The 24,800-nt window shown below is 77.1% G+C and carries 25 protein-coding genes; 13 read left to right on the top strand and 12 right to left on the bottom strand.

Annotation, left to right across the window (positions count from 1 at the left end; genetic code table 11):
* Positions 1–55: 55 nt before the first annotated feature.
* From LY71_RS14650 to LY71_RS14630, 5 genes are read left to right on the top strand one after another with little or no spacing between them, the layout of a single operon-like run.
* Positions 56–1,225, top strand: coding sequence for an acyl-CoA dehydrogenase family protein (locus LY71_RS14650; protein ID WP_106278852.1), 1,170 nt, complete (start codon positions 56–58; stop codon positions 1,223–1,225).
* Positions 1,222–3,282: an acetate--CoA ligase family protein gene (locus tag LY71_RS14645; RefSeq protein ID WP_106278849.1), complete on the top strand. Its 2,061-nt coding sequence runs from the start codon at positions 1,222–1,224 to the stop codon at positions 3,280–3,282. The genes LY71_RS14650 and LY71_RS14645 overlap by 4 nt, the downstream gene beginning before the upstream one ends.
* Positions 3,279–4,898, top strand: a complete 1,620-nt coding sequence (locus tag LY71_RS14640) for a 5-guanidino-2-oxopentanoate decarboxylase (protein ID WP_211297351.1) — start codon at positions 3,279–3,281, stop codon at positions 4,896–4,898. The genes LY71_RS14645 and LY71_RS14640 overlap by 4 nt, the downstream gene beginning before the upstream one ends.
* The gene (locus LY71_RS14635) at positions 4,895–6,112 is read left to right on the top strand and encodes a Glu/Leu/Phe/Val dehydrogenase dimerization domain-containing protein (RefSeq protein WP_106278846.1); all 1,218 of its coding nucleotides are present in this window, start codon (positions 4,895–4,897) and stop codon (positions 6,110–6,112) included. Before LY71_RS14640 ends, LY71_RS14635 begins: the two co-directional genes overlap by 4 nt.
* Positions 6,109–7,008 (top strand): oxidoreductase, encoded by a 900-nt coding sequence (locus LY71_RS14630; protein WP_106278843.1) that lies wholly within the window; start codon positions 6,109–6,111, stop codon positions 7,006–7,008. Before LY71_RS14635 ends, LY71_RS14630 begins: the two co-directional genes overlap by 4 nt.
* A gap of 45 nt (positions 7,009–7,053) precedes the next feature.
* Here the strand turns inward: LY71_RS14630 and LY71_RS14625 are convergent, their stop codons facing one another.
* Positions 7,054–7,983, bottom strand: coding sequence for a M56 family metallopeptidase (locus tag LY71_RS14625; RefSeq protein WP_106278841.1), 930 nt, complete (start codon positions 7,981–7,983; stop codon positions 7,054–7,056).
* A 1-nt stretch (position 7,984) separates the two neighbouring features.
* Entirely contained in the window at positions 7,985–8,344 is a 360-nt protein-coding gene (locus LY71_RS14620; RefSeq protein WP_106278838.1) for a BlaI/MecI/CopY family transcriptional regulator, read from the bottom strand.
* Positions 8,345–8,516: 172 nt separating this feature from the next.
* Here LY71_RS14620 and LY71_RS14615 point away from each other — a divergent pair, with 172 nt between their 5' ends.
* The 3 genes from LY71_RS14615 to cydC are packed head-to-tail and all read left to right on the top strand — an operon-like array spanning position 8,517 to position 14,443.
* A complete protein-coding gene (locus LY71_RS14615) occupies positions 8,517–10,067 on the top strand; it encodes a cytochrome ubiquinol oxidase subunit I (protein WP_106278835.1) in 1,551 nt (516 codons plus the stop codon).
* Positions 10,068–10,079: 12 nt separating this feature from the next.
* Entirely contained in the window at positions 10,080–11,099 is a 1,020-nt protein-coding gene (gene cydB / locus LY71_RS14610) for a cytochrome d ubiquinol oxidase subunit II (RefSeq protein ID WP_106278832.1), read from the top strand.
* Positions 11,096–14,443, top strand: coding sequence for a thiol reductant ABC exporter subunit CydC (gene cydC, locus LY71_RS14605; RefSeq protein ID WP_106278829.1), 3,348 nt, complete (start codon positions 11,096–11,098; stop codon positions 14,441–14,443). The genes cydB and cydC overlap by 4 nt, the downstream gene beginning before the upstream one ends.
* Before the next feature lie 2 nt (positions 14,444–14,445).
* Here cydC and LY71_RS14600 read toward each other — a convergent pair whose 3' ends face one another.
* Together LY71_RS14600 and LY71_RS14595 are read right to left on the bottom strand one after the other, a co-directional pair.
* Entirely contained in the window at positions 14,446–14,778 is a 333-nt protein-coding gene (locus LY71_RS14600) for a hypothetical protein (protein ID WP_106278826.1), read from the bottom strand.
* Between the two features lie 40 nt (positions 14,779–14,818).
* Positions 14,819–15,061 (bottom strand): hypothetical protein, encoded by a 243-nt coding sequence (locus tag LY71_RS14595; RefSeq protein ID WP_146146151.1) that lies wholly within the window; start codon positions 15,059–15,061, stop codon positions 14,819–14,821.
* Between the two features lie 43 nt (positions 15,062–15,104).
* On the opposite strand from LY71_RS14595, the gene LY71_RS14590 reads away from it, so the two are divergent.
* Positions 15,105–15,416, top strand: a complete 312-nt coding sequence (locus LY71_RS14590) for a hypothetical protein (protein ID WP_106278819.1) — start codon at positions 15,105–15,107, stop codon at positions 15,414–15,416.
* Between the two features lie 12 nt (positions 15,417–15,428).
* On the opposite strand, the gene rraA is transcribed toward LY71_RS14590, so the two are convergent.
* Both rraA and LY71_RS14580 read right to left on the bottom strand, forming a co-directional pair.
* Complete coding sequence (gene rraA, locus LY71_RS14585) at positions 15,429–15,917, bottom strand: ribonuclease E activity regulator RraA (protein WP_106278815.1); 489 nt, start codon at positions 15,915–15,917, stop codon at positions 15,429–15,431.
* Positions 15,914–16,270 carry a putative quinol monooxygenase gene (locus LY71_RS14580; protein WP_106278811.1) on the bottom strand — a complete coding sequence of 119 codons (357 nt, stop codon included), beginning with the start codon at positions 16,268–16,270 and terminating at the stop codon, positions 15,914–15,916. Before LY71_RS14580 ends, rraA begins: the two co-directional genes overlap by 4 nt.
* A 106-nt stretch (positions 16,271–16,376) precedes the next feature.
* Here LY71_RS14580 and LY71_RS14575 point away from each other — a divergent pair, with 106 nt between their 5' ends.
* Both LY71_RS14575 and LY71_RS14570 read left to right on the top strand, forming a co-directional pair.
* Complete coding sequence (locus LY71_RS14575) at positions 16,377–17,081, top strand: GntR family transcriptional regulator (protein ID WP_245887909.1); 705 nt, start codon at positions 16,377–16,379, stop codon at positions 17,079–17,081.
* A complete protein-coding gene (locus LY71_RS14570) occupies positions 17,078–18,253 on the top strand; it encodes an MFS transporter (RefSeq protein WP_106278804.1) in 1,176 nt (391 codons plus the stop codon). The genes LY71_RS14575 and LY71_RS14570 overlap by 4 nt, the downstream gene beginning before the upstream one ends.
* On the opposite strand, the gene LY71_RS14565 is transcribed toward LY71_RS14570, so the two are convergent.
* The 3 genes from LY71_RS14565 to LY71_RS14555 are packed head-to-tail and all read right to left on the bottom strand — an operon-like array spanning position 18,250 to position 20,104.
* On the bottom strand, positions 18,250–19,350 hold the full coding sequence (locus tag LY71_RS14565; RefSeq protein WP_245887908.1) for an isocitrate/isopropylmalate dehydrogenase family protein: 1,101 nt from the start codon (positions 19,348–19,350) through the stop codon (positions 18,250–18,252). The genes LY71_RS14570 and LY71_RS14565 overlap by 4 nt on opposite strands.
* Positions 19,351–19,361: 11 nt before the next feature.
* Entirely contained in the window at positions 19,362–19,796 is a 435-nt protein-coding gene (locus tag LY71_RS14560; RefSeq protein WP_245887907.1) for a cupin domain-containing protein, read from the bottom strand.
* On the bottom strand, positions 19,793–20,104 hold the full coding sequence (locus LY71_RS14555) for a putative quinol monooxygenase (RefSeq protein ID WP_106278801.1): 312 nt from the start codon (positions 20,102–20,104) through the stop codon (positions 19,793–19,795). The genes LY71_RS14560 and LY71_RS14555 overlap by 4 nt, the downstream gene beginning before the upstream one ends.
* A 76-nt stretch (positions 20,105–20,180) precedes the next feature.
* Here LY71_RS14555 and LY71_RS14550 point away from each other — a divergent pair, with 76 nt between their 5' ends.
* The gene (locus tag LY71_RS14550) at positions 20,181–21,242 is read left to right on the top strand and encodes an Ldh family oxidoreductase (protein WP_106278798.1); all 1,062 of its coding nucleotides are present in this window, start codon (positions 20,181–20,183) and stop codon (positions 21,240–21,242) included.
* On the top strand, positions 21,239–21,934 hold the full coding sequence (locus LY71_RS14545; RefSeq protein ID WP_211297350.1) for a GntR family transcriptional regulator: 696 nt from the start codon (positions 21,239–21,241) through the stop codon (positions 21,932–21,934). Before LY71_RS14550 ends, LY71_RS14545 begins: the two co-directional genes overlap by 4 nt.
* A gap of 81 nt (positions 21,935–22,015) precedes the next feature.
* Here the strand turns inward: LY71_RS14545 and LY71_RS14540 are convergent, their stop codons facing one another.
* The 3 genes from LY71_RS14540 to LY71_RS14530 form a co-directional block, all read right to left on the bottom strand.
* Positions 22,016–22,411, bottom strand: coding sequence for a universal stress protein (locus LY71_RS14540; protein WP_106278794.1), 396 nt, complete (start codon positions 22,409–22,411; stop codon positions 22,016–22,018).
* Positions 22,412–22,492: 81 nt separating this feature from the next.
* Positions 22,493–23,194, bottom strand: coding sequence for a response regulator (locus LY71_RS14535; protein WP_211297349.1), 702 nt, complete (start codon positions 23,192–23,194; stop codon positions 22,493–22,495).
* Positions 23,191–24,774, bottom strand: coding sequence for a sensor histidine kinase (locus LY71_RS14530; RefSeq protein ID WP_211297348.1), 1,584 nt, complete (start codon positions 24,772–24,774; stop codon positions 23,191–23,193). Before LY71_RS14530 ends, LY71_RS14535 begins: the two co-directional genes overlap by 4 nt.
* Positions 24,775–24,800: the final 26 nt, after the last annotated feature.

The following is a 24,800-nucleotide window of genomic DNA, read 5'->3' as shown; positions in this document are numbered from 1 at the left end:
GCGACGCCCGGCCATCCGACCGTGACCCGAGCCCACCGTGACCCGAGGAGACCGCATGACCCGCCCCATCCGTGACGGACTCGAGCTCACCGAGGAGCAGCGGGAGTTCGTCGCGCTGGCCCGTGACTTCGCCGCGCGGGAGATCCGTCCGCGGGCCCGTGCGGTGGACGAGGCCGACACCGAGTCGCCGCTGGACCTGTGGGAGAAGGCCGCGCAGGTGGGCCTGGCCTCCTACATGCTCCCCGCCGAGTACGGCGGCGGCGGGGTCACCGACCTGGTCACGCAGTGCCTCGTGCAGCAGGAGCTCTGCTACGGCGACATCGGCATCGGCAACTTCCTGACCTCGAGCGCCTTCTTCGCCGAGCCGGTCCTGGCGCTGGGCACCGAGGAGCAGAAGAAGCGCTGGATCACCCCCCTCACCGGCCCGCGGCCGCCGGTGACCGCGGTCGCGGTCACCGAGCCCGGGGTGGGCTCCGACGCGGCGAGCCTGCAGACGTCGGCGGTGCGCGACGGGGACTCCTACGTGCTCAACGGGCAGAAGACCTGGATCTCCAACGCGCCCTACGCCGCGTCGTTCGTCGTCTTCGCCACGGTGGACCCGGCGCTGCGCTCCCGCGGCGTCACCGCCTTCGTCGTCGACCGGTCCACGCCCGGCGTCACGGTGGGCCGACCGATGCGCAAGCTGGGCCAGCGCGGCATCGTCAACGCCGAGGTCTTCCTCAGCGACGTCCGCGTGCCGGTGGAGGACCGGCTCGGTGAGGAGGGGCAGGGCTTCTACGGCCTCATGCGCACCTTCGACGGGTCGCGCATCCTCATCGGCGCCGGCGCGACCGGGTTGTCACGGGCCGCGCTGGACGCCACGGTGGCCTACGCGCGGGAGCGGACCCAGTTCGGCCGGCCGATCATCGAGCACCAGGCCGTCGCCTTCCGGCTGGCCGACATGGCCGCCCGCACCGACGTGTCCCACCTGGTCACGATGCGCGCGGCGCGGCTGTACGACGCCGGGATCCCGTGCGCGGCCGAGTCGGCCATCGCCAAGGTGACCGCCAGCGAGAACACCACGTGGGTGGCCGACGCCGCGCTGCAGACGCACGGCGGCTGGGGCTACAGCCGCGAGTACCTGCCGGAGAAGTGGCTGCGCGACGCCAAGCTCGAGGAGCTCGAGGAGGGCACCTCCGACATCCAGCGGCTGATCATCTCCCGGTCGCTGACGGGCTCCCCGTGACCGGCGACCTCTCGGTCTTCCGCGACCCGCGGTCGGTCGCCGTCGTCGGGGCCTCCCCCGACCCGGCCAAGTGGGGGTACTGGCTGGCCCGCGGCGCGCTGCAGGGCGCCACCCGGCGGCCGGTGCACCTGGTCAACGCCCGCGGGGCGGTCATCGACGGCACGCCGTCCGCGCCCTCGCTGCGCGACCTGCCCGGGACACCCGACCTCGTCGTCCTCTGCACGCCCGCCGCCTCGGTGCCGGGCCTGGTCGACGAGGCGCTCGACCTCGGCGCCCGGGGCCTGCTGGCCATCACCGCCGGGATCGACCTCGCCCACGGCGAGCCCGGCCTGGAGCGGCGGCTCGCCGCCCGGGTGCGGGCCGCCGGCGCCCGCCTGGTCGGCCCCAACTGCCTGGGCGTGTACGACGCGGCCACCGACCTGGAGCTGGCCTGGGGCACCTTCACCCCCGGTCACCTGGCGATCGTGTCCCAGTCGGGGCAGCTCGGCCTCGAGCTCGCCGGGCTGGCCGCGCACGCCGGCCTGGGCGTCTCGCGGTTCGTCTCGATCGGCAACCAGGTCGACGTCACGGCGGTGGAGGTGCTCGACGACCTGGTCGCCCACGAGGCCACCCGGGCGGTGGTCCTCTACCTCGAGAGCTTCGCCGACGGCCGTGCGCTGCTCGGCGCGATGGCCCGGCTGCGCGCGGCGGGCAAGCCGGTCGTCGTGCTCACCGTGGGCGCCAGCGACGCCAGCCGGGCGGCCGCGCGGTCGCACACCGGGGCACTGACGGCGGCCACCGAGGTGGTGTCCGCGGCGTGCCGGACCGCCGGGTCGGTCCTGGTCGACACCCCCGCGCAGGCCGTCGAGCTGGCGCACCTGCTGCTGGGCAGCCCGCTGCCGCCCGGGCGGCGGGTGGCGGTCGTCAGCGACAGCGGCGGGCAGGGGGCGCTGGCCGCCGACACCCTGGCGCGCGAGGGACTCGTCGTCCCCCGGCTCGGCCCGGCGACGGCCGGGACCCTGGCGCGCGCGCTGCCACCGACGGCCGCCGTCGGCAACCCCGTCGACCTGGCCGGCGCCGGCGAGCAGGACCTCGACAGCTACGCCCGCGTGGTGGAGACGCTGCTCGACAGCGGCGAGGTCGACGCCGTCGTGCTCACCGGCTACTTCGGCTGCTACGGCGCCGACACCCCGCAGCTGGTGCACCGCGAGCTGGAGGTGGTGAAGACGCTCGCCGACGCCGTCCGCGTGCACCGCCGGCCGGTGGTGGTGCACTCCATGAGCCCGGACTCCGAGGCCGTGCGGACGCTGCGCGCCTCCGCCGTCCCGACCCTGCACACCGTCGACGCCGCGGCCCGGTCCCTGGCGCTGGCCACGCGTCTGGCCGCCGGCGGCGGCGACCCGGTGCCCGACGCGGCCCCCGGTGCGGCGACCGGCCGGGCGCTGCCCTACCTGGAGGCGCGCGCCCGGGTGGCGGCGTCCGGCGTGGCCTACCCGGGCGCCGAGCCGGTGCGGACGGCGGACGACGTCCGCGCCGCGGCCCGCCGGCTGAGCGCGCCCTACGTGCTCAAGGCCGGCTGGATCGAGCACCGCAGCGACGTCGGCGGCGTGGTCGCCGGGCTCACCGACGCCGAGGCCGCGGTCGGCGCGCTGCGGGACCTCACCGCCCGCCTCGGGGAGGGTGGGTACGTGCTGGAGGAGATGGACACCCGTCCCGACGTCGTCGAGCTCATCGTGGGCGCCCGCCGCGACCCGGCGTTCGGCCCGGTGCTGCTCGTCGGGCTCGGCGGCGTGCAGGCCGAGGTGTACCGCGACGTGCAGGTGGCCCTCGCCCCGGTCACCGCCGGGCAGGCCCGCGAGCTGCTCGGCCGGCTGCGCGGCGCGGCGCTGCTCACCGGCTGGCGCGGCGCCCCCGCTGTCGACCTCGACGCGGCGGCCGAGGTGGCCGCCGCGGTCTCCCGGCTGGTCGCCGAGCAGGGCGACGTGGCCGAGGCCGAGGTCAACCCGCTGCGCGTCGGGCCCACCGGGGCCGTCGCGGTCGACGCCCTGCTGGTCGCCGGCGAGGAGGGGCCGCGGTGACCGGCACCGAGGTGAGCGGCGGGCAGGCGCTGGTGGCGGCCCTGGTGGCGCACGGCGTCGACACCGTCTTCGGCATCCCGGGCACCCACAACCTGGAGATCTACCGGCACCTGGCGCTCGCCGGCGTCCGGCACGTCAGCCCCCGGCACGAGCAGGGCGCCGGCTACGCCGCCGACGGGTACGCCCGCACCAGCGGCCGGCCCGGCGTCGCCGTCGTCACCAGCGGGCCGGCGCTGCTCAACGCCGCCGCCGCGGTCGGCCAGGCGTGGTCGGACTCGGTGCCCGTGCTGGTCGTCTCCCCCGGGCTGCCGCTGCGCCACCCGGGCCTGGGCAACGGGCTGCTGCACGAGACGCGGGACCAGGGCGCGGCCATGGCTGCGGTCGCCGCAGCGAGCATCCGGGCCACCAGCGTCGCCGAGATCCCGGTGGCGGTCACCCAGGCGTTCGCGGTCATGACCGCCGGCCGGCCGCGCCCGGTGCACCTGGAGGTGCCCCTCGACGTGCTGCTCGAGACCGGCCCGGCGGTCGCCACCCGGCCGGCGGCCGCGGCGCCGGCCGTGCCCGCCGGCCCCGACCTCGCCGCGGCCGCCGCCCGCCTGGCCGGGGCCGCCCGGCCGGTGCTCGTCGTCGGCGGCGGGGCCCGCGGTGCCGCCGGGCAGGTGCGGCGGGTCGCCGAGCGGCTCGGCGCCCCAACCGTCACCACGACCAACGGCAAGGGCGTGCTGCCCGAGGACCACCCGCTGTCGCTGGGGGCGGGCCTGCAGCTGCCCGCCGTCCGCGACCTGGTCGCCGACGCCGACGCCGTCCTGGCCGTGGGCACCGAGCTGGCGCCCTCGGACCTCTGGTACGGCCCGCTGCCGCTGGAGGACCGGCTGGTCCGCGTCGACGTCGACCCCGTCGGCTGCGTCGTCAACGCCGTCCCGACCGTGGCCCTCGTCGGCGACGCCGCGGCCACGCTCGACGCCCTGCTCGCCGCGCTGCCGGAGGGCGGCTCGCCGGATCCCTCGGCCGCCGGGCGGGCGGCCGGGTGGCGCGCGCGCAAGGACGCCGACGCGCGGGCCGAGGGCGCCGAGTGGCTGCCGCTGCTCGCCCAGCTGGCCGACGCGCTGCCGCGCGACGCGGTCGTCGGCGCCGACAACGCGATGGTCTGCTACTACGGCGCCCTGGCCAACCTGGCCACCCACCGCCCGGGGTCGTTCCTCTTCCCCACCGGCTTCGGCACCCTCGGCTACGGCCTGCCCGCCGCCGTCGGCGCGAAGGTCGCCGACCCCGGCGCCCCGGTCGTCGCCCTGCTCGGCGACGGCGGGGTCATGTTCACCCTCCCCGAGCTCGCCATGGCCGCCGACCTGCGGCTGCCGCTGCCGGTCGTGGTGGTCGACAACGCCGGCTACGGCGAGATCCGCAACGAGATGCGCGATCGCGACGACCCGGTGCACGCCGTCGACCTGCCCTCCCCCGACCTCGCGGCGGTCGGCCGGGCGCTCGGCTGCCACGGCGTGACCCTCGACGGCCCCGACGGGCTGGCCGACGCCGTCCGCCGGGCGCTGGCCGCCAACCGGCCGACCGTCGTGCACGTCCGCCACTCCCCTCCGACCGGTGAAGGAGCCGCCCGATGAGCGCCCCCCTGCTCGAGACCACGTGGACCGACCCGGTCACCGGCGTGAGGGGGTACCTGGTCCTGGACACCCTGGTCCGCGGGCTGGCCAGCGGCGGCCTGCGGATCCGGGAGGGCTGCACGCTGGAGGAGGTGCGCGGCCTGGCCCGCGGGATGACCCGCAAGGAGGCCCTCGTCTACGACCCGGCCGACCGCTACCTGCCCCTCGGCGGCGGCAAGGGCGGCATCGACCTGGACCCGGCCGACCCCCGCGCGGTCGACGTGCTGCGGCGGTTCCTCGCCGCCGTGCTGCCGGTGGTGCGCAGCCAGTGGAACACCGGCGAGGACTTCGGGCTGCGCCAGGAGACGATCGACGAGGTCGCCGCCGGGCTCGGGCTGGCCAGCACGGTGGAGGCCGTCTTCGCCACGCTGGAGGACGCCCCGGCGGCGCGCAGCCGGCTGACGCGGGCCTTCGCCGTCGACGTCGACGGCGTCTCGCTCGGCGACCTGGTCGGCGGCTACGGGGTGGCCCGCACCGGCGTGGTGCACCTCGAGCGCACCGGCGTGCCCGCCGCCGGGGCGACGGCGGTCGTGCAGGGGTTCGGCTCCATCGGCGGGGCCGCGGCGCGCTACCTGGCCCGGGCCGGGGTGTCGGTGGTCGCCGTGGCCGACCGCGCGGGGCTGGTCCGCAACGACGACGGCCTCGACGTCGAGGCGCTGCTCGCCGCGCGCGACCCGCTCGGCGTCGTCGACCGCTCGGCGCTGCGCCCCTCGGACACCTCCGCCCCGAACGACGGGTGGCTCGACGTCAGCTGCGACCTGCTGGTGCCCGCGGCGATGTCCTACGTGATCAGCGCCGACGACGTGCCGCGCATCCGCGCCCGGGCCGTCGTCGAGGGGGCCAACATGCCCACGCTGCCCGACGCCGAGGCCCTGCTGCACGCCGCCGGGATCCCGGTGCTGCCCGACTTCCTGGCCAACGTCATGACCAACGCCTGGTGGTGGTGGACGGTCTTCGGCGACGTCGAGCCCACCGCGGAGTCGTCGTTCGCCAAGATCGACGCGGTGGTGCGGCGGCTGGTGACCACGGTGTCCGACGACGCGGCGGCCCGGGGGTGCACGCTGCGCGAGGCGGCGCTCGACCTGGCCCACCGCAACGCCGCGGCCGTGCAGGCGGCGGTCGGCGTCACCGGCGGCGGCACTCCGGCGGAGGAGGCGGCGTTGGTCCGGGCATGACCAACCGCTGGACTCCCGCCGACATCCCCGACCAGACCGGCCGCACCGTCGTCGTCACCGGCGCCACGAGCGGGCTGGGGCTGGCCACCGCGCGGGCGCTGGCCACGGCCGGCGCCCGCGTGGTGCTCGCCGTCCGCGACCCCGCCCGCGGCGAGGCGGCAGCCGCCGACCTGCCCGGCGAGGTCGAGGTGCGCCGCCTCGACCTGGCCGACCTCGCCTCGGTGCGCGCCTTCGCCGACGGCTGGCACGGCCCGCTCGACGTCCTGGTGAACAACGCCGGGATCATGATGGTGCCGCAGGGCCGCACCGCCGACGGGTTCGAGCTGCAGTTCGGCACCAACCACCTCGGGCACTTCGCGCTGACCAACCTGCTGCTGCCGCAGGTCACCGACCGGGTGGTCACCGTCTCCTCGACGGCGCACCGGACGGGCCGCATCGACCTCGCCGACCTCAACTGGGAGCGGCGGCGCTACTCGCCCGAGCGCGCCTACGGGCAGTCGAAGCTGGCCAACCTGCTGTTCACCCTGGAGCTGCAGCGCCGGCTCACCGCGGCCGGGTCGCCGGTGCGCGCGATGGCCGCCCACCCGGGCTGGTCGGCGACCAACCTGCAGGGCCGCACCGAGAACCGGGTGAAGGACGTCGCGATGGCGCTGGGCAACCGGGTGGTCGCCCAGTCGGCCGAGCAGGGGGCGCTGCCCACGCTGTTCGTGGCCACCGCCGACCTGCCCGGCGGCAGCTACGCCGGTCCCGACGGCCCGGTCGAGGTCCGCGGCTACCCGACGCTGGTCGGGCGCAGCGCCGCGGCCAGCGACCTGCGGACGGCGGCGGCGCTGTGGAGGGCCTCGGCCGAGCTCACCGGCGTCGACTTCCCGGCCGCCCTCACCACCCGCGCCTGAGCACTTCCGCGGACCTGCCCCGTGCACCTCCGCGGAGTTGCCCCGTCAGAAGGCGGGGAGCAGGAGCAGGACGGTCGGGACGAGCAGGAGCAGGCCGGCGGCGAGGAGCGCGGCGGCGCGGGCGGCGGGCGGCAGCGGCGGGGGCGGGCTGACGAGCCGGACGACGCGGGCGCCCACCGCGCTGCCGGCCACCGCCAGCGCGCCGTCGGGCACCCCGCCGCCCGCTCCCCCGGCGGCCACCACGATCGCCTGGGCCAGCGTGCGCCGCGGGGCGGGCCCGCCGAGCGTGGTCAGCGCCCGGTCGTCGGCGCGCATCTCCACCAGCTCCCGGACGGCGGCGTGCGCCCGGGCGGCCGCGGGCAGCACCGGCAGCGCCGCCTCCCACGCCACGAACGGCAGCAGGTAGAGGTGGTGGTGCTCGGCCAGGTGCGCCCGCTCGTGCGCGACGACGGCGGCCAGCTGGTCGTCGTCGAGCTCGGCGACCATCCCCGAGGAGAGCACCAGCAGCGGGCGGGCGCCGGGGATGCAGAACGCCACCGGCGCCGGGTGCTCGAGCAGCCGGGCGTCCGGCGCGGCCGGCGAGGGCTGCACGACCAGCTCGAGCAGCTCCCGGTGCCGGCGGCGGGTGCGGGCGGTGCGTGCCCACGACAGCGCCAGGACGCCGAGCAGCTCCGCGGTCAGGACGGCGGCCAGCGTGAGCGCGACCCAGTGGTCGCCCCGGACCGGATCGGCCGCCGACCGCCCGGTGAGCACCGCCCAGCCGGCCTCCGGGAGCGAGTGCCCCCAGGGTGCCAGGCCGTGCACCAGCAGCGCGCCGACGATCGACAGGCCGCCGGCCAGGCCGACCGCCTGCCAGCAGACCAGCGCCACGAGCGGGTCGCGGCGCGGCCAGCGCGCCCGGCCGAGCCCCGCGGGCACCGGCCAGGCCAGCAGCGCGGCGAGGACCGCCAGCGCCGCGGCGGTCGCGGGCAGCACGTCAGCGGGCGTCCGGCGCCGTCTCCTCGAGCAGCTGCCGCAGCAGCCGCGCCTCCTCGGGGTCCACGCCGCCGACGAAGCGCGCCAGCACCGCCTGCCGGTCCCCGGATCGGCCGAGCACCTCGTGCATGAGCTCGGCGGCGTGCTGCTCGCGGGTCGCCGTGGGCCGGAACCGGCGCGGCCGGGCGTCGTCGTGCTCGACGAAGCCCTTGGCCTCCAGCCGGGAGAGCACGGTGTGCACGGTGGTCAGCGCCAGCCCGCGGTCGGCCAGCGCGTCGCGCAGCCCGGCCGCCGCGACCGGCCCGTCGGCGGCCCACAGCCGGTCCATGACGGTGCGCTCCAGGTCGCCCAGCGAGGCCACGGTTCCTCCAGTCGGTCGGGTTCTACCCAGCGTAGAACGGGCGTGCCACCCGGCGCACGGACCGTGTCGCGCAGTTCACCCCGCCGCGTTCTACGAGACGTAGAGAAGTTGTTCTACGAGGCGTAGAAAGGAGTCGTCGGGAGTGGCTCCCGGCAGGTGAGGAGCAGGTGGCGTGGACGTCCTGGACATCGCCCGCTGGCAGTTCGGCATCACGACCGTCTACCACTTCCTGATGGTCCCGCTGACCATCGGCCTGGGGATCCTGGTCGCGGTCATGCACACCATGTGGGTGCGCACCGGCAAGCCCGAGTGGCTCCGGATGACCCGCTTCTGGGGCAAGGTCTACCTGGTCAACTTCGTGCTCGGCGTGGCCACCGGCCTCGTGCAGGAGTTCCAGTTCGGCCTGGCCTGGAGCGAGTACTCGCGCTTCGTCGGCGACGTCTTCGGCTCGCTGCTGGCGCTCGAGGCGCTGCTGGCCTTCTTCCTCGAGTCGACCTTCCTGGGCCTGTGGATCTTCGGCTGGGGCCGGATCCCGAAGAAGTTGCACCTCGCGGCGCTCTGGGCCGCCGTCGTCGGCTCCATCGTCAGCGCGTACTTCATCATCGCGGCCAACTCGTGGATGCAGCACCCGGTCGGCGTCGCCGTCGGCGAGGACGGCCGCCCCGTGCAGGTCGACTTCCTCGCGGTGCTGACGAACAACACGGCCCTGGCCGCCTTCAGCCACGCGATCGTGGCCGCGCTCATGGTCGCCGGCGCGCTGCTGGTGGGCATCGGCCTGTGGCACCTGCGCCGGCGGCAGCTGGCCGGCCGGCCCACCACCGACGTCGACCACGCGGTGTGGCGCCGCTCGGTGCGCGTCGGCGGGTTCGTCTCGCTGGCCGCCTTCGTCCTCGTCGCCGTCACCGGTGACTGGCAGGGCAAGCTCATGTACCACCAGCAGCCGCTGAAGATGAGCTCCGCCGAGGCGCTCTGCGAGACCGAGGCGCCGGCGCCGCTCTCCGTCTTCGCCTGGGCCAAGCTCGGCAGCAACGAGTGCGACGACGTGCACAGCTGGACCGTCCCGGGCCTGCTGTCCTTCCTCGCGCACTGGGACTTCTCCTCCCCCGTGCCGGGCGTCGAGGAGCTGCAGGAGGAGTACGCCGCCGTCTACGGCGCGACATACCCCGACGACCCGTCCTTCGGCGACCGGGCCGGCGAGCCGATCGACTACACCCCGGTGCTCGCGGCCACCTACTGGAGCTTCCGGCTCATGATCGGCATGGGCGGCGTCTCGGCCGGTGTGGCGGCCTACGCCCTGTGGGCCACCCGCCGCGGCCGGGTGCCGACGTCGCGGGTCGGCGTCTACGGCGCGCTGCTCGCCGTCGGCGCGCCGTTCGTGGCCAACGCGGCCGGGTGGGTGTTCACCGAGATGGGCCGCCAGCCCTTCGTCGTCTACCCGAACCCGGACGTGCCCGTGGGCGAGCAGGTGTGGTTCTTCACCGCCCAGGCCGTCTCCCCCGGCGTCACCGCCGCCGAGGTGTGGACCTCGCTGGTCAGCCTCGGCCTGCTCTACGGCGCGCTGGCGGTCGTCGAGCTGTTCCTGATCACCCGGCTGGTCCGCGGCGGCGTCACCACCGGCGACACCACCGCCACGCCGCCGGCCGTGGGCTCCTCGCGCCGGGACGACGACGAGCGTCCCGACGACGACCGCGCCGACGACGACGTCCTCTCCTTCGCCTACTAGGAGCCCCTGACCATGGACCTGCAGACCCTGTGGTTCGCCGCCGTCGCGGTGCTGTGGACCGGCTTCCTGCTGCTGGAGGGCTTCGACTTCGGCGTCGCGGCACTGCTGCCGGTGCTCGGCCGGCGTGGTCAGCAGGGCACGGCGGACCGCCACCTCATGCTGCGCACCATCGGCCCGGTCTGGGACGGCAACGAGGTCTGGCTGATCACCGCCACCGGCGCGGTGTTCGCCGCCTTCCCCGGCTGGTACGCCACGTGGCTGCCGGCGCTGTACCTGCCCTTCGTGGGAGTGCTGCTCGGCCTGATCGTGCGGGCGGTGGCCTTCGAGTGGCGGCACGCGTCGCACGACCCGCGCTGGGACGCCGCCTGGACCCGCGTCATCACCGGCGGCTCGCTGGTCGCGGCCCTCGGCATCGGCGCGGCGCTGGGCGCGACCACGCTGGGCCTGCCGGTCGACGGCGACGGCACCCGGGTGGGCGGGGCGTTCGTCGGGCTGGGCTGGTCGTCGCTGCTGGGCGCGGTCGCCGTCGTCGGCTTCTCGCTGGTGCACGGCGCGCTGTTCCTCGCACTGAAGACCGACGGGCCGGTGCGGTTGCGGGCGCGGGCGTTCGCGCTGCACTGGTCGCCGGTGGCCGCGCTGCCGCTGCTGGCGTGGGCCGGGCTGGTGCACCTGCGCTCGGGCACGGCGGTCACCGGCCTGCTGTGGCTGGTGGCGGCGCTGGCGGTCGTGCTCACCTGGACCCGCGTGCGGCTCGACCGCGAGGGGCAGGCCTTCGCCGGCTGGGCCGCGGTGCTTCTGGCCTCGGCGGCGACGCTGTTCGGCGCGGCCCACCCGGTGGTGGTCCCCTCGACCATCGACCCCGCCTTCGACGTCACGATCGCCGACGCCGCGGTCAGCGACTACACCCTCACCGTGATGACCTGGGTGGCCGCCGTCGGCCTGCCCGTGGTGCTGGCCTACCAGGCCTGGACCTACTGGGTGTTCCGCCGGCGGCTCACCGCCGAGCCGGAACACGCGACGGTGGCGGCATGACCTCCCGGGGTCCGCTGGCGCCGCTGGCCGGCGTCCCCGGCCTGCCCGGCGCGCTGGCCCGGGCCGCGCTGGCCGCGCTCGGCCAGACCGCCGGGCTGGTGCTGCTCGCCGCCGGGCTCGCGCACGCGGTCGCCCGGGCCGCCGGGACGGCGGACGGCGCGCTGCTGCCCCCGCTCGCCCTCGCCGCGGGCGGGGCGGCGCTGCGGGCGCTGGCCGGCACCCTCGGCGAGCTGGCGGCCACCCGCGACGCCCGCCGCGCCGAGGACGCGCTGCGCCGCGCGCTGCTGGGCCGGCTGGCCGCCTCGCCGGCCGCCGTCGCCGCCGCCGGCGGTCCCGCGCCCGCCGCGGTGCTGGCCACCACGCGGCTGGCCGACCTCGCGCCCGGCCTGGCCGGCTACCTGCCCGCCCTGGCGCAGACGCTCGTCGTCCCGCCGGTGCTGCTGGTGGTGCTGACCGCCACGGACCTGCTCTCGGCCGGGCTGGTCGCGGTCACCCTCCCGCTGGTGCCGCTGTTCCTGGCGCTGGTCGGCCTGGCCACCCGCGACGGCACCGCCGACGCCGCCCGCGCCCTGGACCGGCTCGCCGCGCACGTCGCCGAGCTGGTGCGGGGCCTGCCGGTGCTGGTGGGCCTGGGCCGCGCCGCCGACCAGGTGGCCGCGCTGGCCGAGCTCGGCGAGGTCTCCCGCCGGCGCACGCTGGCCGTGCTGCGGCTGGCGTTCGTCTCGGCGCTGGTGCTCGAGCTGGTGGCCACGCTGTCGGTGGCGCTGGTCGCGGTCACCGTGGGCCTGCGGCTGGTGCACGGTGACCTCGCGCTGGCCACCGGGCTGACCGCGCTGCTGCTCGCACCCGAGGCCTTCGCCCCGCTGCGCGCCCTGGGCGCGGCGCACCACGCGAGCGAGGCCGCCACCCTGGCCGCGGCCGAGGCGCGCGCCGTGCTCGCCGCCCCCGACGGCCGCTCCCCCGTGGCCGCCGGGGACGACGACGACCCGCGCGGCGCCGGCGTCGTCGTCACCGGGCTCACCGTGCGCCACCCCGGCCGGGCGCTGCCCGCGCTGCCACCGCTGGACCTGGCGCTGCGGCCCGGCGAGCTCGTCGTGCTGCGCGGGGCCAGCGGCTCGGGCAAGTCGACGCTGCTGGCCGCGCTCACCGGCGCGCTCGACCCGGCCGCCGACGTCGCCGGCACCGTCACCGGCGTCCCCGCGGGCGGGATCGCGCTGGTGCCGCAGCACCCCCGCACGACCGCCCCCACCGTCGGCGACGAGCTGCGCCGGCACGCGGGCGGCAGCGGGGTGGATCTCGCGGCCGCGGTGGCCGACGTCGGCGCCGCCGGCCTCGCGGACCGCACCTGCACGACGCTCTCGCCCGGCGAGCTGCAGCGGGTGGCCGTGGCCCGCGCGCTGCTGCGGGTCCGCCGCGGCGCCCGGCTGCTGCTGCTCGACGAGCCGACCGCCCACCTCGACGCGGCCTCGGCCGCCCGGGTCGCCGCCGTGCTGGCCGAGCTGCGGGGCACCGTCACCGTCCTGCTGGTCACCCACGACCCGGCCCTGGCCGCGCTCGCCGACCGCACCGTCGTCCTCCCCGGCACCGCCCCCGCCTCCCTCCCCGCGAGATCGCCGGTCTCGGGGCCATCAGCGCCCGATCGCCACGAGAGCGCCGATCTCGCGGCAGCGGGCGCGACAGCGGCCGCGGCCCCGGCTCCCGCGGCGACGGGCGGGCTGGGGTGGCCGCGGCGGGCGCTGGTCCGGACGGTCGCCGCGGGCACCGCCTCGGCGGGCGCCGGCGTCGCGCTCACCGCGGTGAGCGGCTGGCTCATCGTGCGGGCCGCGGAGATGCCGCCGGTGCTCACCCTGCTGGTCGCGATCGTCGGCGTCCGGGCCTTCGGGCTCGGCCGGGCCGGGCTGCGCTGGGGAGAGCGGCTGGCCGCGCACGACGCCGCCCTGCGCGCGGCCGCCGACCTGCGGGTGCGGGTGTGGCGCGCGCTGGCCGCCCAGGGCGTGGCCGCCGACCGGACGCCGGGCAGCGCGCTGGCCCGGGTGGTCGGCGACGTCGGCCTGGTGCAGGACCTGTCGGTGCGGGTGGTCCCGCCGGCGCTGGTGGCGGCCACCGTCCCGGCGCTCACCGTCGGCGCGCTCGCGCTGCTCTCCCCGGCCGCGGCGGGCGCCACGGCCCTCGTGCTGGTCGCGACGGCCCTCGGCGTGCTGCTCGTGCACCGGCGGGTCGACGCCGGCGCGGCCCGGGAGGAGGGCGCGCTGCGGGTGGGCGCCCTCCGCGACGTCACCACCGCGCTCGAGGGCGCGGCCGACCTGCGGGCGCACGGCCTGGCCGCCGCCACCGCCGCCGACCTCGCCGCGGTCGCCGGCCGGCGCGCCGGGGTGGCCGCGACCGGCGCCCGGGCCGGCGCGCTGGGCACCGGGCTGGTCGTGCTGGGCACCGGGCTGGCCGCGGTGCTGGCCACCGCGCTCGGCGCGGCCGGCGGGCTGGCCGGCCCGGAGGTCGCCGTGCTCGGCCTGGCCCCGCTGGCGCTGGCTGAGCCGTCCACCGGCCTGGTCGCCGCCCTGCAGCGGCGGGGCGCGCTGGCCGACGCCCGCGCCCGCCTCGACGCCGTCCTGACCGCACCGGTGCCGGCCGACCCCGCCGACCCGCTGCCCGCGCCCGCCCCCGTGCGCGAGGTCGCCGTCACCGACCTGGTCGCGGGCTGGCCGGGCGGCCCTGACGTGCTGCGCGGGCTGTCCGCTCAGGCGCGGGCGGACGGCGGCTGGCTGGTCGTCCGCGGGCCGTCGGGCGCCGGCAAGTCGACACTGCTGGCCGTGCTGCTGGCGGCGCTGCGGCCGCGCGCGGGCCGCTACGACCTCGCCCGTGTGGACACCGCCCGGCTGACCGGCGACGCCGTCCGGTCGCGGACGGCGTGGCTGCCGCAGGACGCCCACGTGTTCGCCTCGACCATCCGCGCCAACCTGGCCCTCGCCGCGCCGAGCGGTGCGCTGGCCGGCCCGGACGGCGAGGCGCGGATGACCGCGGCCCTGGTCGCCGCCGGGCTGGGCCCGCTGCTGGCCGGCCTGCCCGAGGGCCTGGACACCCCGGTCGGCGCCGGCGGCACCGCCCTGTCGGGCGGCGAGCGGCGGCGGCTGGCCGCGGCCCGGGCGCTGCTCGCCGACCGCGACGTCGTGCTGCTCGACGAGCCCACCGCGCACCTCGACCCGCCCACCGCCGCGGCGCTGGTGCGGGACCTGCGCCGCGCCCTGGCCGGCCGGGTGGTCGTCTGCGTGACCCACGACGACGCGCTCGAGCAGCCCGGCGACAGCGTCGTCCGGCTCGGCGCTCCCGAGCCCGCCCTGGTCGCCTGAGCTCAGGCGGCCGCCGCGAGGCGCGGGCGCACCGGGCCGCCGGGCGGGACGCGGCGGACCTCGAAGCCCGGGCTGCGGGGCAGCAGCGGGTCGACGACCAGCGGCACGCCGGCCGGGTCCCCGAGCAGGCCGGACACCTCGACCGCCGGGCCGAGCTGCGCGCGGAGCCGGTCGTGGAGCTCGGGCCGGACGCGGATCTCCCGGGGCGGCGCGGCGCCGGGCGCCCACGCGACGGCGAGGACGTCACGGGCGACGTCGGGCAGCGGCCGGAGCGCGGTCGGGGGACGGCGGTCGATCACCGGGGTGGCGGTGGTGATCGTGGCGGTGGTGACCATGGCGAGCCTCCTGGGAGGGGTCCCCTCGTGCAGTTCCGTCCTACTCCTGAGGTCTGACGGTTCTCTGCTGATACGGGGCAGACGGCACGTCGACCGGGATCTCATCGCCCAGGGTCGCGCCCTGCAGGAGGGGCAGGTCGTCGCCGGACCAGGAGCTGCCGGGGTCGTAGGAGTTGCGCGGCCGGTCGGGCGGGAGCAGCCCCATCTCGGCGTAGGTGGCGGCCACCAGCTCCGCGTAGAACACCGTCTCGGCCGCCGTCCCGCGGCGCAGCCGGCCTCCCAACCAGCCGCTCGGCCCCCTGCAGGGTCCCGCCGCGAGCCTGCGAGTGGCGGGGGGCAGGGGGTCCTTACACCAGGTCGCGGGTGACGCCGCCGTCGTCAGCCGGGCCCACCAGCTCCCGAAGAACGCGTGGCAGCTGCTCGGCTCGGCCGGGGTCGCCGGGGTCGCGGCCACCGGCGCGGTGCTGGTCCGCGGGGAGCGGCAGCGCCGCGCGTACACGCCCGACGACCTCCGCGCCCGGCTGCACGAGCGGCACGCCGCGGCGACGATGCCCGCCGGGGACCCCGGCGACGAGCCGCCCGGTCCGGTGCCGGTGCCCGCCCGCCGCCGGTGGCGCCCGTTCCGCCGCCGGGGCTGAGGCAAGCGGGTCCTAGCCGTCCGCCTCCGGCGCGGCCGGCAGCACGACGATCCCGTCCCGGTCGGCGCACAGCCACTCGCCCTCGCGGAACACCACGCCGGCGAACACGACCGGCAGCCCCGCCTGGCCCGAGTGCAGACCCTTGACGCTGCGCCGCGGGTGGGTGGCCAGCGCCCGGACGCCGATCGGCTGGGCGTCGATCTCGTCGGCGTCGCGCACCGCGCCGTTGACCACCACGCCGGCCCAGCCGTTCTCCGCGGCCGCGACGGCGAGGTTGCCGCCCAGCAGCGCGCAGCGCAGCGACCCGCCGCCGTCGACGACGAGCACCCGGCCCTCCCCCGGCTGCCCGACCGCGTCGCGGACCAGGGTGTTGTCCTCGAACACCTTGAGCGTGCTGATGGTCCCGCTGAACGCCGGGCGGCCGCCGAAGGCCGCGAAGCCCGCGTCGCACACCTGCGCCTCCGGGTGCTCGTCGCACAGGTCGGTCGTCGCCCGGCTCATCGCTCCTCCTCGTCCTGGTGCGCTCCCGGGAGCGCCTCCGCCCATCCCCCGACGCAGTGCCCGACCAGCACCCGGCCGGCCGTGCCGACCTCGGTGCCCGGCACCACGGTGCGCTCCGCCACCCGCTGCCACGCGGCGGCGTGCGGCGTCCGTCCGTGTGCGGCGAACGCCGCGTCGTCGGCGTAGAGCCCGGTGACGACGAAGGCGTCGGGCTCGCCGGCCACCTCGCACACCTCGACGCGCAGGCACCCCGGCTCGTCGCGCACCGTCGCCTCCGCGGTGGCCGTGACGACGGCGAGGAACTCCTCCCGGCACCCCGGCCGCACGCGGACCTGCACCACCTGACTGAACACGGCCTCCCCCTCCCGGTCGGGCCGAGGTTATAAGCTGGTGGCCGGTCCGCGCCAGTCCCATGCGAAGGCGCAGGTCACGAGTATGTCGTCGTTGCAAGGAGGCGCCGTGACAGCCGCCGAAGAGGGAGCAGCCACCAAGAGCCAGCGCACCCACGCCCGGGTGCGCGAGATGGTGCTGTCGGGGGAGCTGGCGCCCGGGTCGGTCATCAACCAGGCGGTCCTCGCCCGCGAGCTGGGCGTGAGCACCACGCCGCTGCGCGAGGCGCTGCGCCTGCTCAAGCAGGAGGGCCTGGTCGAGCTGGACGCGCACCGCGACGCGCGGGTCACCCCGCTCGACGCCGCGGAGGCGCGCGACCTGCTGGAGCTGCGCCAGAGCCTGGACCCCCTGGCCGCCGGCCTGGCCGCCCAGCGCCGGACGGCCGAGGACCTCGCGCGGATGCGGGCGGCACTGGGCTCGCTCACCTCGCTGCACGCCGGCGCCTCCCCCGCTCAGCTCGACGGGCACCGGGCGTTCCACGCGGCGGTCTACCGGGCCTCGCACAACGCGCTGCTGGTCGAGGCGCTCGACGGGCTGTGGGACAAGACCGACCGCTACCGGCGGCACGCGCTCGCGGCGGGGCGCAGCGAGGAGGAGGTCGAGCAGCGCGCCGCCGAGCACCGCGCGCTGCTCGACGCGGTCTCCGACCGGGACGCCGAGGCGGCCGCGGCGCTCATGCGCACCCACGTCGAGACCAGCCTCGGCGCCCGCTCGGCCGACCGGCTCGCCGCCGAGCAGCACGGGCGGGCCGTCCACGGCGGGGGACGTCGGTGACCGCCGGCGGCCGCCGCGCGCTGGCGCTGCTGCTGGCGCACTCGGCGCTCACGCAAGTGGTGACCTTCGTGCTCCGGCCCGCGTCGGCCTACCGCGCCCTCGAGCTCGACGTCCCCGCGGCCTGGCTGGGTGCGCTGACCGCCTCCTTCGCCGTGGTCCCGCTGCTGCTGGCCGTGCCCTCGGGGCAGGCCACCGACCGCTTCGGTGAGCGGCGGGTGCTGCTCGCCGGCGCGGTCCTCGTCCTGGCGTCCGCGGCGCTGTTCGCCACCGGGCGCGGCGGGGCCGCGGGTCTGGTCGCGGCCAGCGTGGTGCTCGGCACCGGCCACCTGCTGTCGGTGGTCGGCCAGCAGGCCGCGGTGGCCAACACCGCCGGGCCCGGCCGCTTCGACACCGCCTTCGGCCACTACACCTTCGCCGCGTCCCTCGGCCAGGCGCTGGGACCGGCGCTCATCACGGCCGTCGGCGGCTCGGGCACGCTGCCCGACACCCGGCCGGTCTTCCTCGTCGCGGCCGGGTTCGCCGTCGCGCTGCTGGCCTGCACCGCGGTCCTCCGTCTGCCGGCGCGCGCCGCCGCCGCGGGCGCCGCCGAGCGCGGCGGCATGGGCACCCTGCTGCGCCTGCCCGGCCTGCTGCGGGCCCTGACGGTGAGCTGCATCGTGCTGGCCGCCGTCGACATCACGCTGGTCTACCTGCCCGCGCTCGGCGCCGACCGCGGACTGGCCGCCGGCTTCGTCGGCCTGCTGCTCACCCTGCGCGCGGTCGCCTCGATGACGTCGCGGTTCTTCCTCGGCCGGCTCGTGGCGCTGCTGGGCCGCCGGCGGCTGATGCTGACCAGCGTGCTGCTGTCGGCCGCGTCGATGGCGGCCGTCGCGGCGCCGCTGCCCCCCGCGGCGCTGGTGGCGCTGGTCGTCCTGCTCGGCCTGGGCCTGGGCGTCGGCCAGCCGCTGACCATGTCGTGGCTGGCGGAGGTCGCGCCCGCCGGTCTGCGTGGCCGGGCGATGTCGCTGCGGCTCACCGGCAACCGGCTCGGCCAGGTCCTCCTGCCCAGCACGGTCGGGCTCCTGGCCGCCGGCGTCGGCTCGGCTGGGGTGCTGTGGGCGACCGCCGGGGCGCTGGCCCTGGCCGGTGCCGCCGCCCGCCGGCTGGCGGTGGACGGCGGCACCGGCGCCTAGCGTCCGGCGACCCGCTCGACCACGGCCGCGGTGAACTCGCCGGTCGAGGCGCTGCCGCCCAGGTCGCGGGTGCACACCCCGTCGCGGACGGCGGCGCGGACCCCCTCCTCCACGCGCGCCGCGGCGTCGAGGGCTCGCTGGTCGCCGTGCCGCCGACCCAGCCAGTCGAGCAGCATGCCCGCCGACAGGATCATCGCGACCGGGTTGGCCAGCCCCCGCCCGGCGATGTCGGGCGCCGACCCGTGCGCGGCCTGCGCCATGCAGCGGTCGTCGGAGGCGTTGACCGACGGGGCGGTGCCCAGCGAGCCGGCCAGCTCACCGGCCAGGTCGGACAGGATGTCGCCGAACATGTTCTCCGCGACGACGACGTCGAAGGCGGACGCCCGGCGCAGCAGGTGCACCGTCATCGCGTCGACGTGGACGTCGTCGACGGCGACGTCGGGGTAGCCCTCGGCCACCTCGAGGCACACCCGCTTGAACAGCCCGGAGCTCAGCTGCAGCACGTTGGCCTTGTGCACGATCGTCACCCTCCGGCGGCGGCGCCGGGCCAGCTCGAAGGCCGCCCGTGCGATCCGCTCGACCGCCCGCCGGGTGAACACGCCCATCGCGACGGCCACGTCGGGTGACGGCATGAACTCCCCCGTGCCGGCGTGGGTGTTGCGGTCGGCGTAGAAGCCCTCGGTGTTCTCCCGGACCACCACCAGGTCGGTGTCGGGCGCGATCGCCGTCCCGCCGCCGAGGCCGCGGGCCGGCCGGATGTTGGCGTACAGGTCGAAGTGCTTGCGGATCGCCCCGCTCGGGTTGAGCTGGCTCCGGAAGGGCTCCGGGTAGGCGGCACTGTCGTGCGGTCCGAGCAGCCAGCCGTCCAGCCCGGCCAGGGCCGCCAGCGTGGCGGGCGGGATGGCGCTGCCGTGCTCCTCGATGGCCGAGGCGCCCAGGGGCAGCTGCGACCAGTCGGCCGGCGCGGCGCCGGCGGCGGCCAGGGCGGCGTCGACCACGTGGACGGCGGCCGGGACGATCTCGGGGCCGATGCCGTCACCGAGCATGACGCCGAGGCGGTAGGAGCGCGGCGGTGCGGGCGTCGCGGGAGGGGTCACGGCCGGTCCTCTCAGGACGCCGGGGTGGCGCCGCGGTCGCTGTCGGAGAGGTGCTCGAACGTCTCCCCCGTCGCGGTGATGGTGCGGGTGACGTCGCGACCGCCGTAGACCCAGTAGATGGTCATCGAGCCCTCCCCGCGGTTGCGGAAGCAGTGCGGAACGCCGGCGGGCACCCAGGTGGCCTGGCCCGCGACGAGGTCGAACTCGTCGTCGCCGACGACCGCGGTGGCCTCGCCCGCGAAGACCAGGACGGTCTCCTCCACGTTGTGCGAGTGCAGCGGGATCCCGGTGCCCGGCGAGAAGACGGTCATCCCGGTGGTGACCCGGTTGCCCTCGCAGTTCCACCTCCCGACGAACGGGACGGTGACGACGCCGTTGCCGCGGTCGAAGCGCTCGATCTCCTCCGGGCGCAGGACCATCGACGGCGGCTGCGGCTGGGTGCTCACGCGGACTCCTCGGCGGTGTGGGTGACCAGCAGCGACCTGGGGGTGTTGACCTGGTGCGCGACGACCTGCTCGGCGACGGTGCGCCACCGCGCGAAGTGCGGCGACGCCTTGTGCGCGGCGAACGCCTCGGCGTCGGTGTAGAGCTCGTAGAGGAGGAAGCGGTCCTCGTCGCCGTCCACGGAGCAGACGTCGAACCGCAGGCAGCCCGGCTCGTCCCGCACCGAGGACTCGGCGTTGGCCGCCATGCCCGCGAGGAACTCCTCGCGCCGACCGGGCCGGACCTCCATCTGCACCAGCAGGCTGTACATCGCCCGTCCTCCCGTCGTCCGGATGTGTATGCAATCCTGTATACAGGCACCACCGGACGAGGGGAAGAGGACCACGATGACCGAGGAGCGGTACGCACCGGACGTGCTCCGGACCTTCGGCGGCCGGGTCCTCGAGAGCCTCGGCGTGCCGGCCGCGGACGCCGCGCTCGTGGCCGACAGCCTGGTCCAGGCCGACCTGTGGGGGCACGCGTCGCACGGCGTGCTGCGGCTGCCCTGGTACGCCGCCCGGCTGCGCAGCGGCGCGATGACGGCGGTCACCGCCCCCGTGGTGCTGGTCGACACCGGCCCGCTGGTGCTGCTCGACGGCCGCGACGGGATCGGCCAGGTCCTCACCGAGCGGGCCCGTGTGCTGGCCGTCGAGCGGGCCCGGACCCACGGCATCGGCGCGGTGGCCGTCCGGGACTCCAACCACTTCGGGACGGCGATGTGGTTCACCCGCCGCGCCGCGCACGACGGCGTCGTCGCCGTCCTCACCACCAACGCCAGTCCGGCCATGGCCCCCTGGGGTGGGCGGGAGAAGCGGCTGGGCACCAATCCCTGGTCGATCGCGGCACCGGCGCCGGACGGCCGGGTGGTCGCCGTCGACATCGCGAACACCGCGGTGGCCCGCGGCAAGATCCACCTGGCCCGGCAGCGCGGCGAGCCGATCCCGGACGGCTGGGCGCTCACCGCCGACGGCACCCCGACCACCGATCCCGCCGAGGGCCTGCTCGGCGTCGTCCTGCCCATGGCCGGGCACAAGGGCTACGCGATCACGTTCCTGATGGACGTCCTCTCCGGCGCGCTCACCGGCAGCGGCGTGGGCACCGAGGTGCACGGGCCGTACGAGCCGGAGGCGCGCAGCCGCGCCGGGCACCTGTTCCTGACGATCGACCCGTCGGCGCTCGGCGACCGGGCGGACTACGACGCCCGGGTCCGGCGACTGATCGACGAGGTGAAGGACGTGCCACTGGCGCAGGGGTTCGACGAGGTGTTCTCCCCCGGGGAGGTCGAGGACCGGGCCGAGGCGGCGAACCTGGCCGCCGGCGGGGTGCAGCTGGCGACCGGGTCACTGGCCGACCTGCGTCGGCTGGGCACCGAGACGGGCGTGTCCTTCGACGCCGAGGGTGCGCGGTGACCGACCTGGCCCCCAGCAAGGCCGACCAGGTCCACGCCCGGCTCAAGGAGGAGATCGAGCTGGGCGAGCTGGCACCGGGGGCGTCCCTGTCGGAGCTGTGGCTGGTCGAGCGCACCGGCGCCTCGCGGACCCCGGTCCGCGAGGCGCTGCGCCGGCTGGCCGCCGAGGGCCTCGTCGACCTGGTGCCACGCCAGGGCGCCCGCGTCTCGCGGGTCTCGGCCCGCAGCGTCCGCGACCTCTTCGAGTTCCGCACGCTGCTCGAACCGGCCGCCGTCCGGCAGGCCACCGAGGCGGCGGGCGCCGATCCCGGTCTGCACCGGGAGTTCGCCGCGATGCGCGACGCGTTCGCGGGCACGCTGGACCGGGCGCCGTCGACGGCGCGGTCCCGGTCGTTCTACGAGCTCGCCGACCGCTTCGACTGGGCGGTGGTCCGCGCGACCCGCAACGAGCACCTGCGGCGCACCATCGCCGAGCTGCGGCCGCACACCGCCCGGCTGCGCAACCTCTCGCACCTGGACCCGCAGCGGGTCGAGGTGTCCGTCGGCGAGCACCTGGCGGTCTGCGACGCGCTGCTCGCCGGGGACGCCGACGGCGCCGCCGCCGCCCTCACCGAGCACCTGCGGAGGAGCCTGGAGACGATCTTCCGCAACCTGGCCGGGAACCCCGGCGAGGACGTCGACCTGCTGGGCTGAGGAAGGACCCGCCTGGCCCCCCACCCCTCGCCGGCGCTCGGGGCGGGACCCTGCAGGCGGGCCGGGGGCGAGGGGGTCCTCCTAGTAGGCGGCCTTGACCGCCAGGACGGGGCACGGGGCGTCGAGCAGGATGCGCTGCGCGGAGCTGCCGGTGATCAGCTTCCCGGTGGGCGTGCGACGGCGCAGGCCGATGACCAGGAGGCTGGCCGACAGGCGCTCGGCGGCGTCGACCACCTCCTCGGCGGCCTCGCGGCCGCGCACCTGCTGCTCGAGCTCGTACCGCACGCCCGTCGCGTCGAGCCGCTCGCGGACGGCCCGCAGGTCCTCCTCGCCGGCGAAGCGTCGGTCGACCAGGCTGTCCCCGCGGGAGGTGTTGACCACGTGCAGCGGCTCCCCGCGGCGCTCGGCCTCGGCGACGGCCGCGGTGAGGGCGGCCTCACCCTCGGGGGTCGGGACGTAACCAACGACGACGGTCATGGGCGGCAGCCTGCGCCCACGCGTGGCCGGGGTCACGCTTGCGGCCCTAGTGGAGCTATCGGTCGTTGTGGTCGGAGCCGGTCAGCGGGGCACCGGCCGTCCCGACCGCACGCTGAAGCGCCGCTCGGGACGGCCCGCCGTGCCGTAGCGCTGCCGGACGTCGGCCTCCTGCTGGGCCACCAGCTGCTCGAGGTAGCGGCGCGCGCTGACCCGGGCCAGCCCCGTCCGCTCGCTCGCCTCGGTCGCCGACAGACCCTGCGGGCCGGCCTCGGCCAGCGCCTGCCGGACCAGCTCCAGGGTCTCCGGGCTGATGCCCTTGGGCGTGCTCACCGGCCGCGGGGCGGCCGTGCCGCCGGGCCGGCCGAACACCCGGTCGACGTCGTCCTGGGCCAGCTCGGTGCCGCGACGGAGCTCGGCGGACAGGGTCCGGTAGTCGGCCAGCCAGCGCTCCAGCGTGGACCGGTCGAAGGGCTTGACCAGGTAGTGCAGGACGCCGCCGTGCAGCGCGCTGCGGATGCTCTCGACGTCGCGCGCCGCGCTGATGACGACGACGTCGACCGCCGAGCCGGAGGCCCGCAGCCGCTGCAGCACCTCCAGCCCGGTCATGTCGGGCAGGTAGACGTCGAGCAGCACCAGGTCCGGCCGCAGCCGCTCGACCTCCGCGAGCGCCGCCGCGCCGGTCGCGGCGGTGCCGGCCACCTCGTAGCCGTCGGCCGCCGCCACGAAGCCGGCGTGCACGCGGGCGACCATGAAGTCGTCGTCGACGATGAGGACCCGGATCACGCGCCCACCAGCTCCGGGTCGGCCGGCAGGCGGGCGGTGAACACCGAACCGCCGTCGGAGGAGGCCACCACCTCGCCGCCGCGTCGGGTGCAGACCAGGTGCACCAGCGACAGCCCGATGCCGCGCTCCCCGCCGCCCGCCGGGTCCTTGGTGGTCACGCCCTTGCGGAACACCTCGCGCTCCAGGCCCGGTGGCACGCCGGCACCGGAGTCGCGGACGACGACGTCGACCTCGCCGTCGACCAGGCCGAGGGAGACCTCCACCCACCGCTCGGGGGCGGCGGCCGCGGCGTCGAGCGCGTTGTCGACCAGGTTGCCCACGACGGTGGCGACGTCGGTGGACAGCTCGTCCCCGAGCGGCGGGAGCGCGGAGTCCGGCGCGAAGCGCAGGTCCACCCCCAGCTCGGCGGCCTGGCTGGCCTTGGCGATGAGCAGCGCGGCGATGGCGGGGTCCTGCACCGCACCGGTCACCTCGGCACCCAGCCGCGATCGGCCGGCGCTGACCCGGTGCACGAAGCGCACGGCCTCCTCGGCCTGGCCCAGCTCGATCAGCCCGGCGATCGTGTGCAGCCGGTTGCTGAACTCGTGCGCCTGGGCGCGCAGCGTGTCGGTGACGTGCCGGGTCAGCTGCAGCTCCCGGCGCAGCTCCAGCAGCTCGGTGCGGTCGCGCAGCGTGGTCACCGAGCCGAGGGTGCGGCCGCGGCTGCTGATCGGCAGCCGGTTGACCACGACGACGCGGCCGGCGGTGGCCACCGCGCGGTCGCGCTCCTCCTCGCCGCACAGCAGCGCCTCGCGCAGCTCCTCCCCCACGCCCAGCTCGGCGAGGTCGCGGCCCACCGCGTCGCCGGGGATGCCGAGCAACCGGATCGCCTCGTCGTTGACCAGCGTGACCCGGCCGTGCAGGTCCAGCCCGACGACGCCCTCGCGGATGCCGTGCAGCATCGCCCGCTGGTGCTCGACCAGGCCGGTGATCTCGGCCGGCTCGAGGCCGAGGGTCTGGCGCTTGACCCGGCGGGCCACCAGCAGCGAGCCGCCGAGGCCCAGCACGCTGGCCACGCCGAGGTAGGTGAGCAGGTTCGGGGCGGCCTCGGCCAGGCCGTCGAGGACGCCGGGGTAGCGGCGCTCCACCGCAACGAAGCCGAGCTGGTCGCGGCCGGTGAGCACCGGCGCCATCGCGACGGCGTACCGCCCGCGCTCGTCGGACCGCTCCCCCACCCAGGCGCGGCCGGCGAGCACCGTGCTGTCGCCCAGCGGGAACGTCCTCCCGAGCTCGGCGGGGTCGGCGCTGGCGAGGACGGTGCCGCCGGCGTCGGCCACGACCACCGACGCGGAGTCCGAGACGGTGCGCGCGCTCTCCGCGGCGATCCGGACGTAGCGGACCAGGTCCTCGTCCATCGCGGAGCGCAACGAGACGGAGTTGGCCAGCGTCTCGGCCACCGACAGCGCCCGGCGGCCCTCCGAGTCCTCGGCCCGCTGGATGGTCTGGGCGACCGAGACGGCGGCCACGCCGACCAGCACCAGCAGGATGATCACCACCTGCAGCGCCAGCAGCTGGCCGGCCAGCGACAGTCGCCGGAGCACGCGCGCCTCCCGGGGCTAGGGGAACG

The organism is Geodermatophilus tzadiensis (assembly GCF_003002915.1).
In the GTDB taxonomy this organism is placed as follows: Bacteria; Actinomycetota; Actinomycetes; order Mycobacteriales; family Geodermatophilaceae; genus Geodermatophilus; species Geodermatophilus tzadiensis.
The sequence above is the reverse complement of the archived record's forward strand: the minus strand, read 5'-3'. Positions and strand labels throughout refer to the sequence as shown.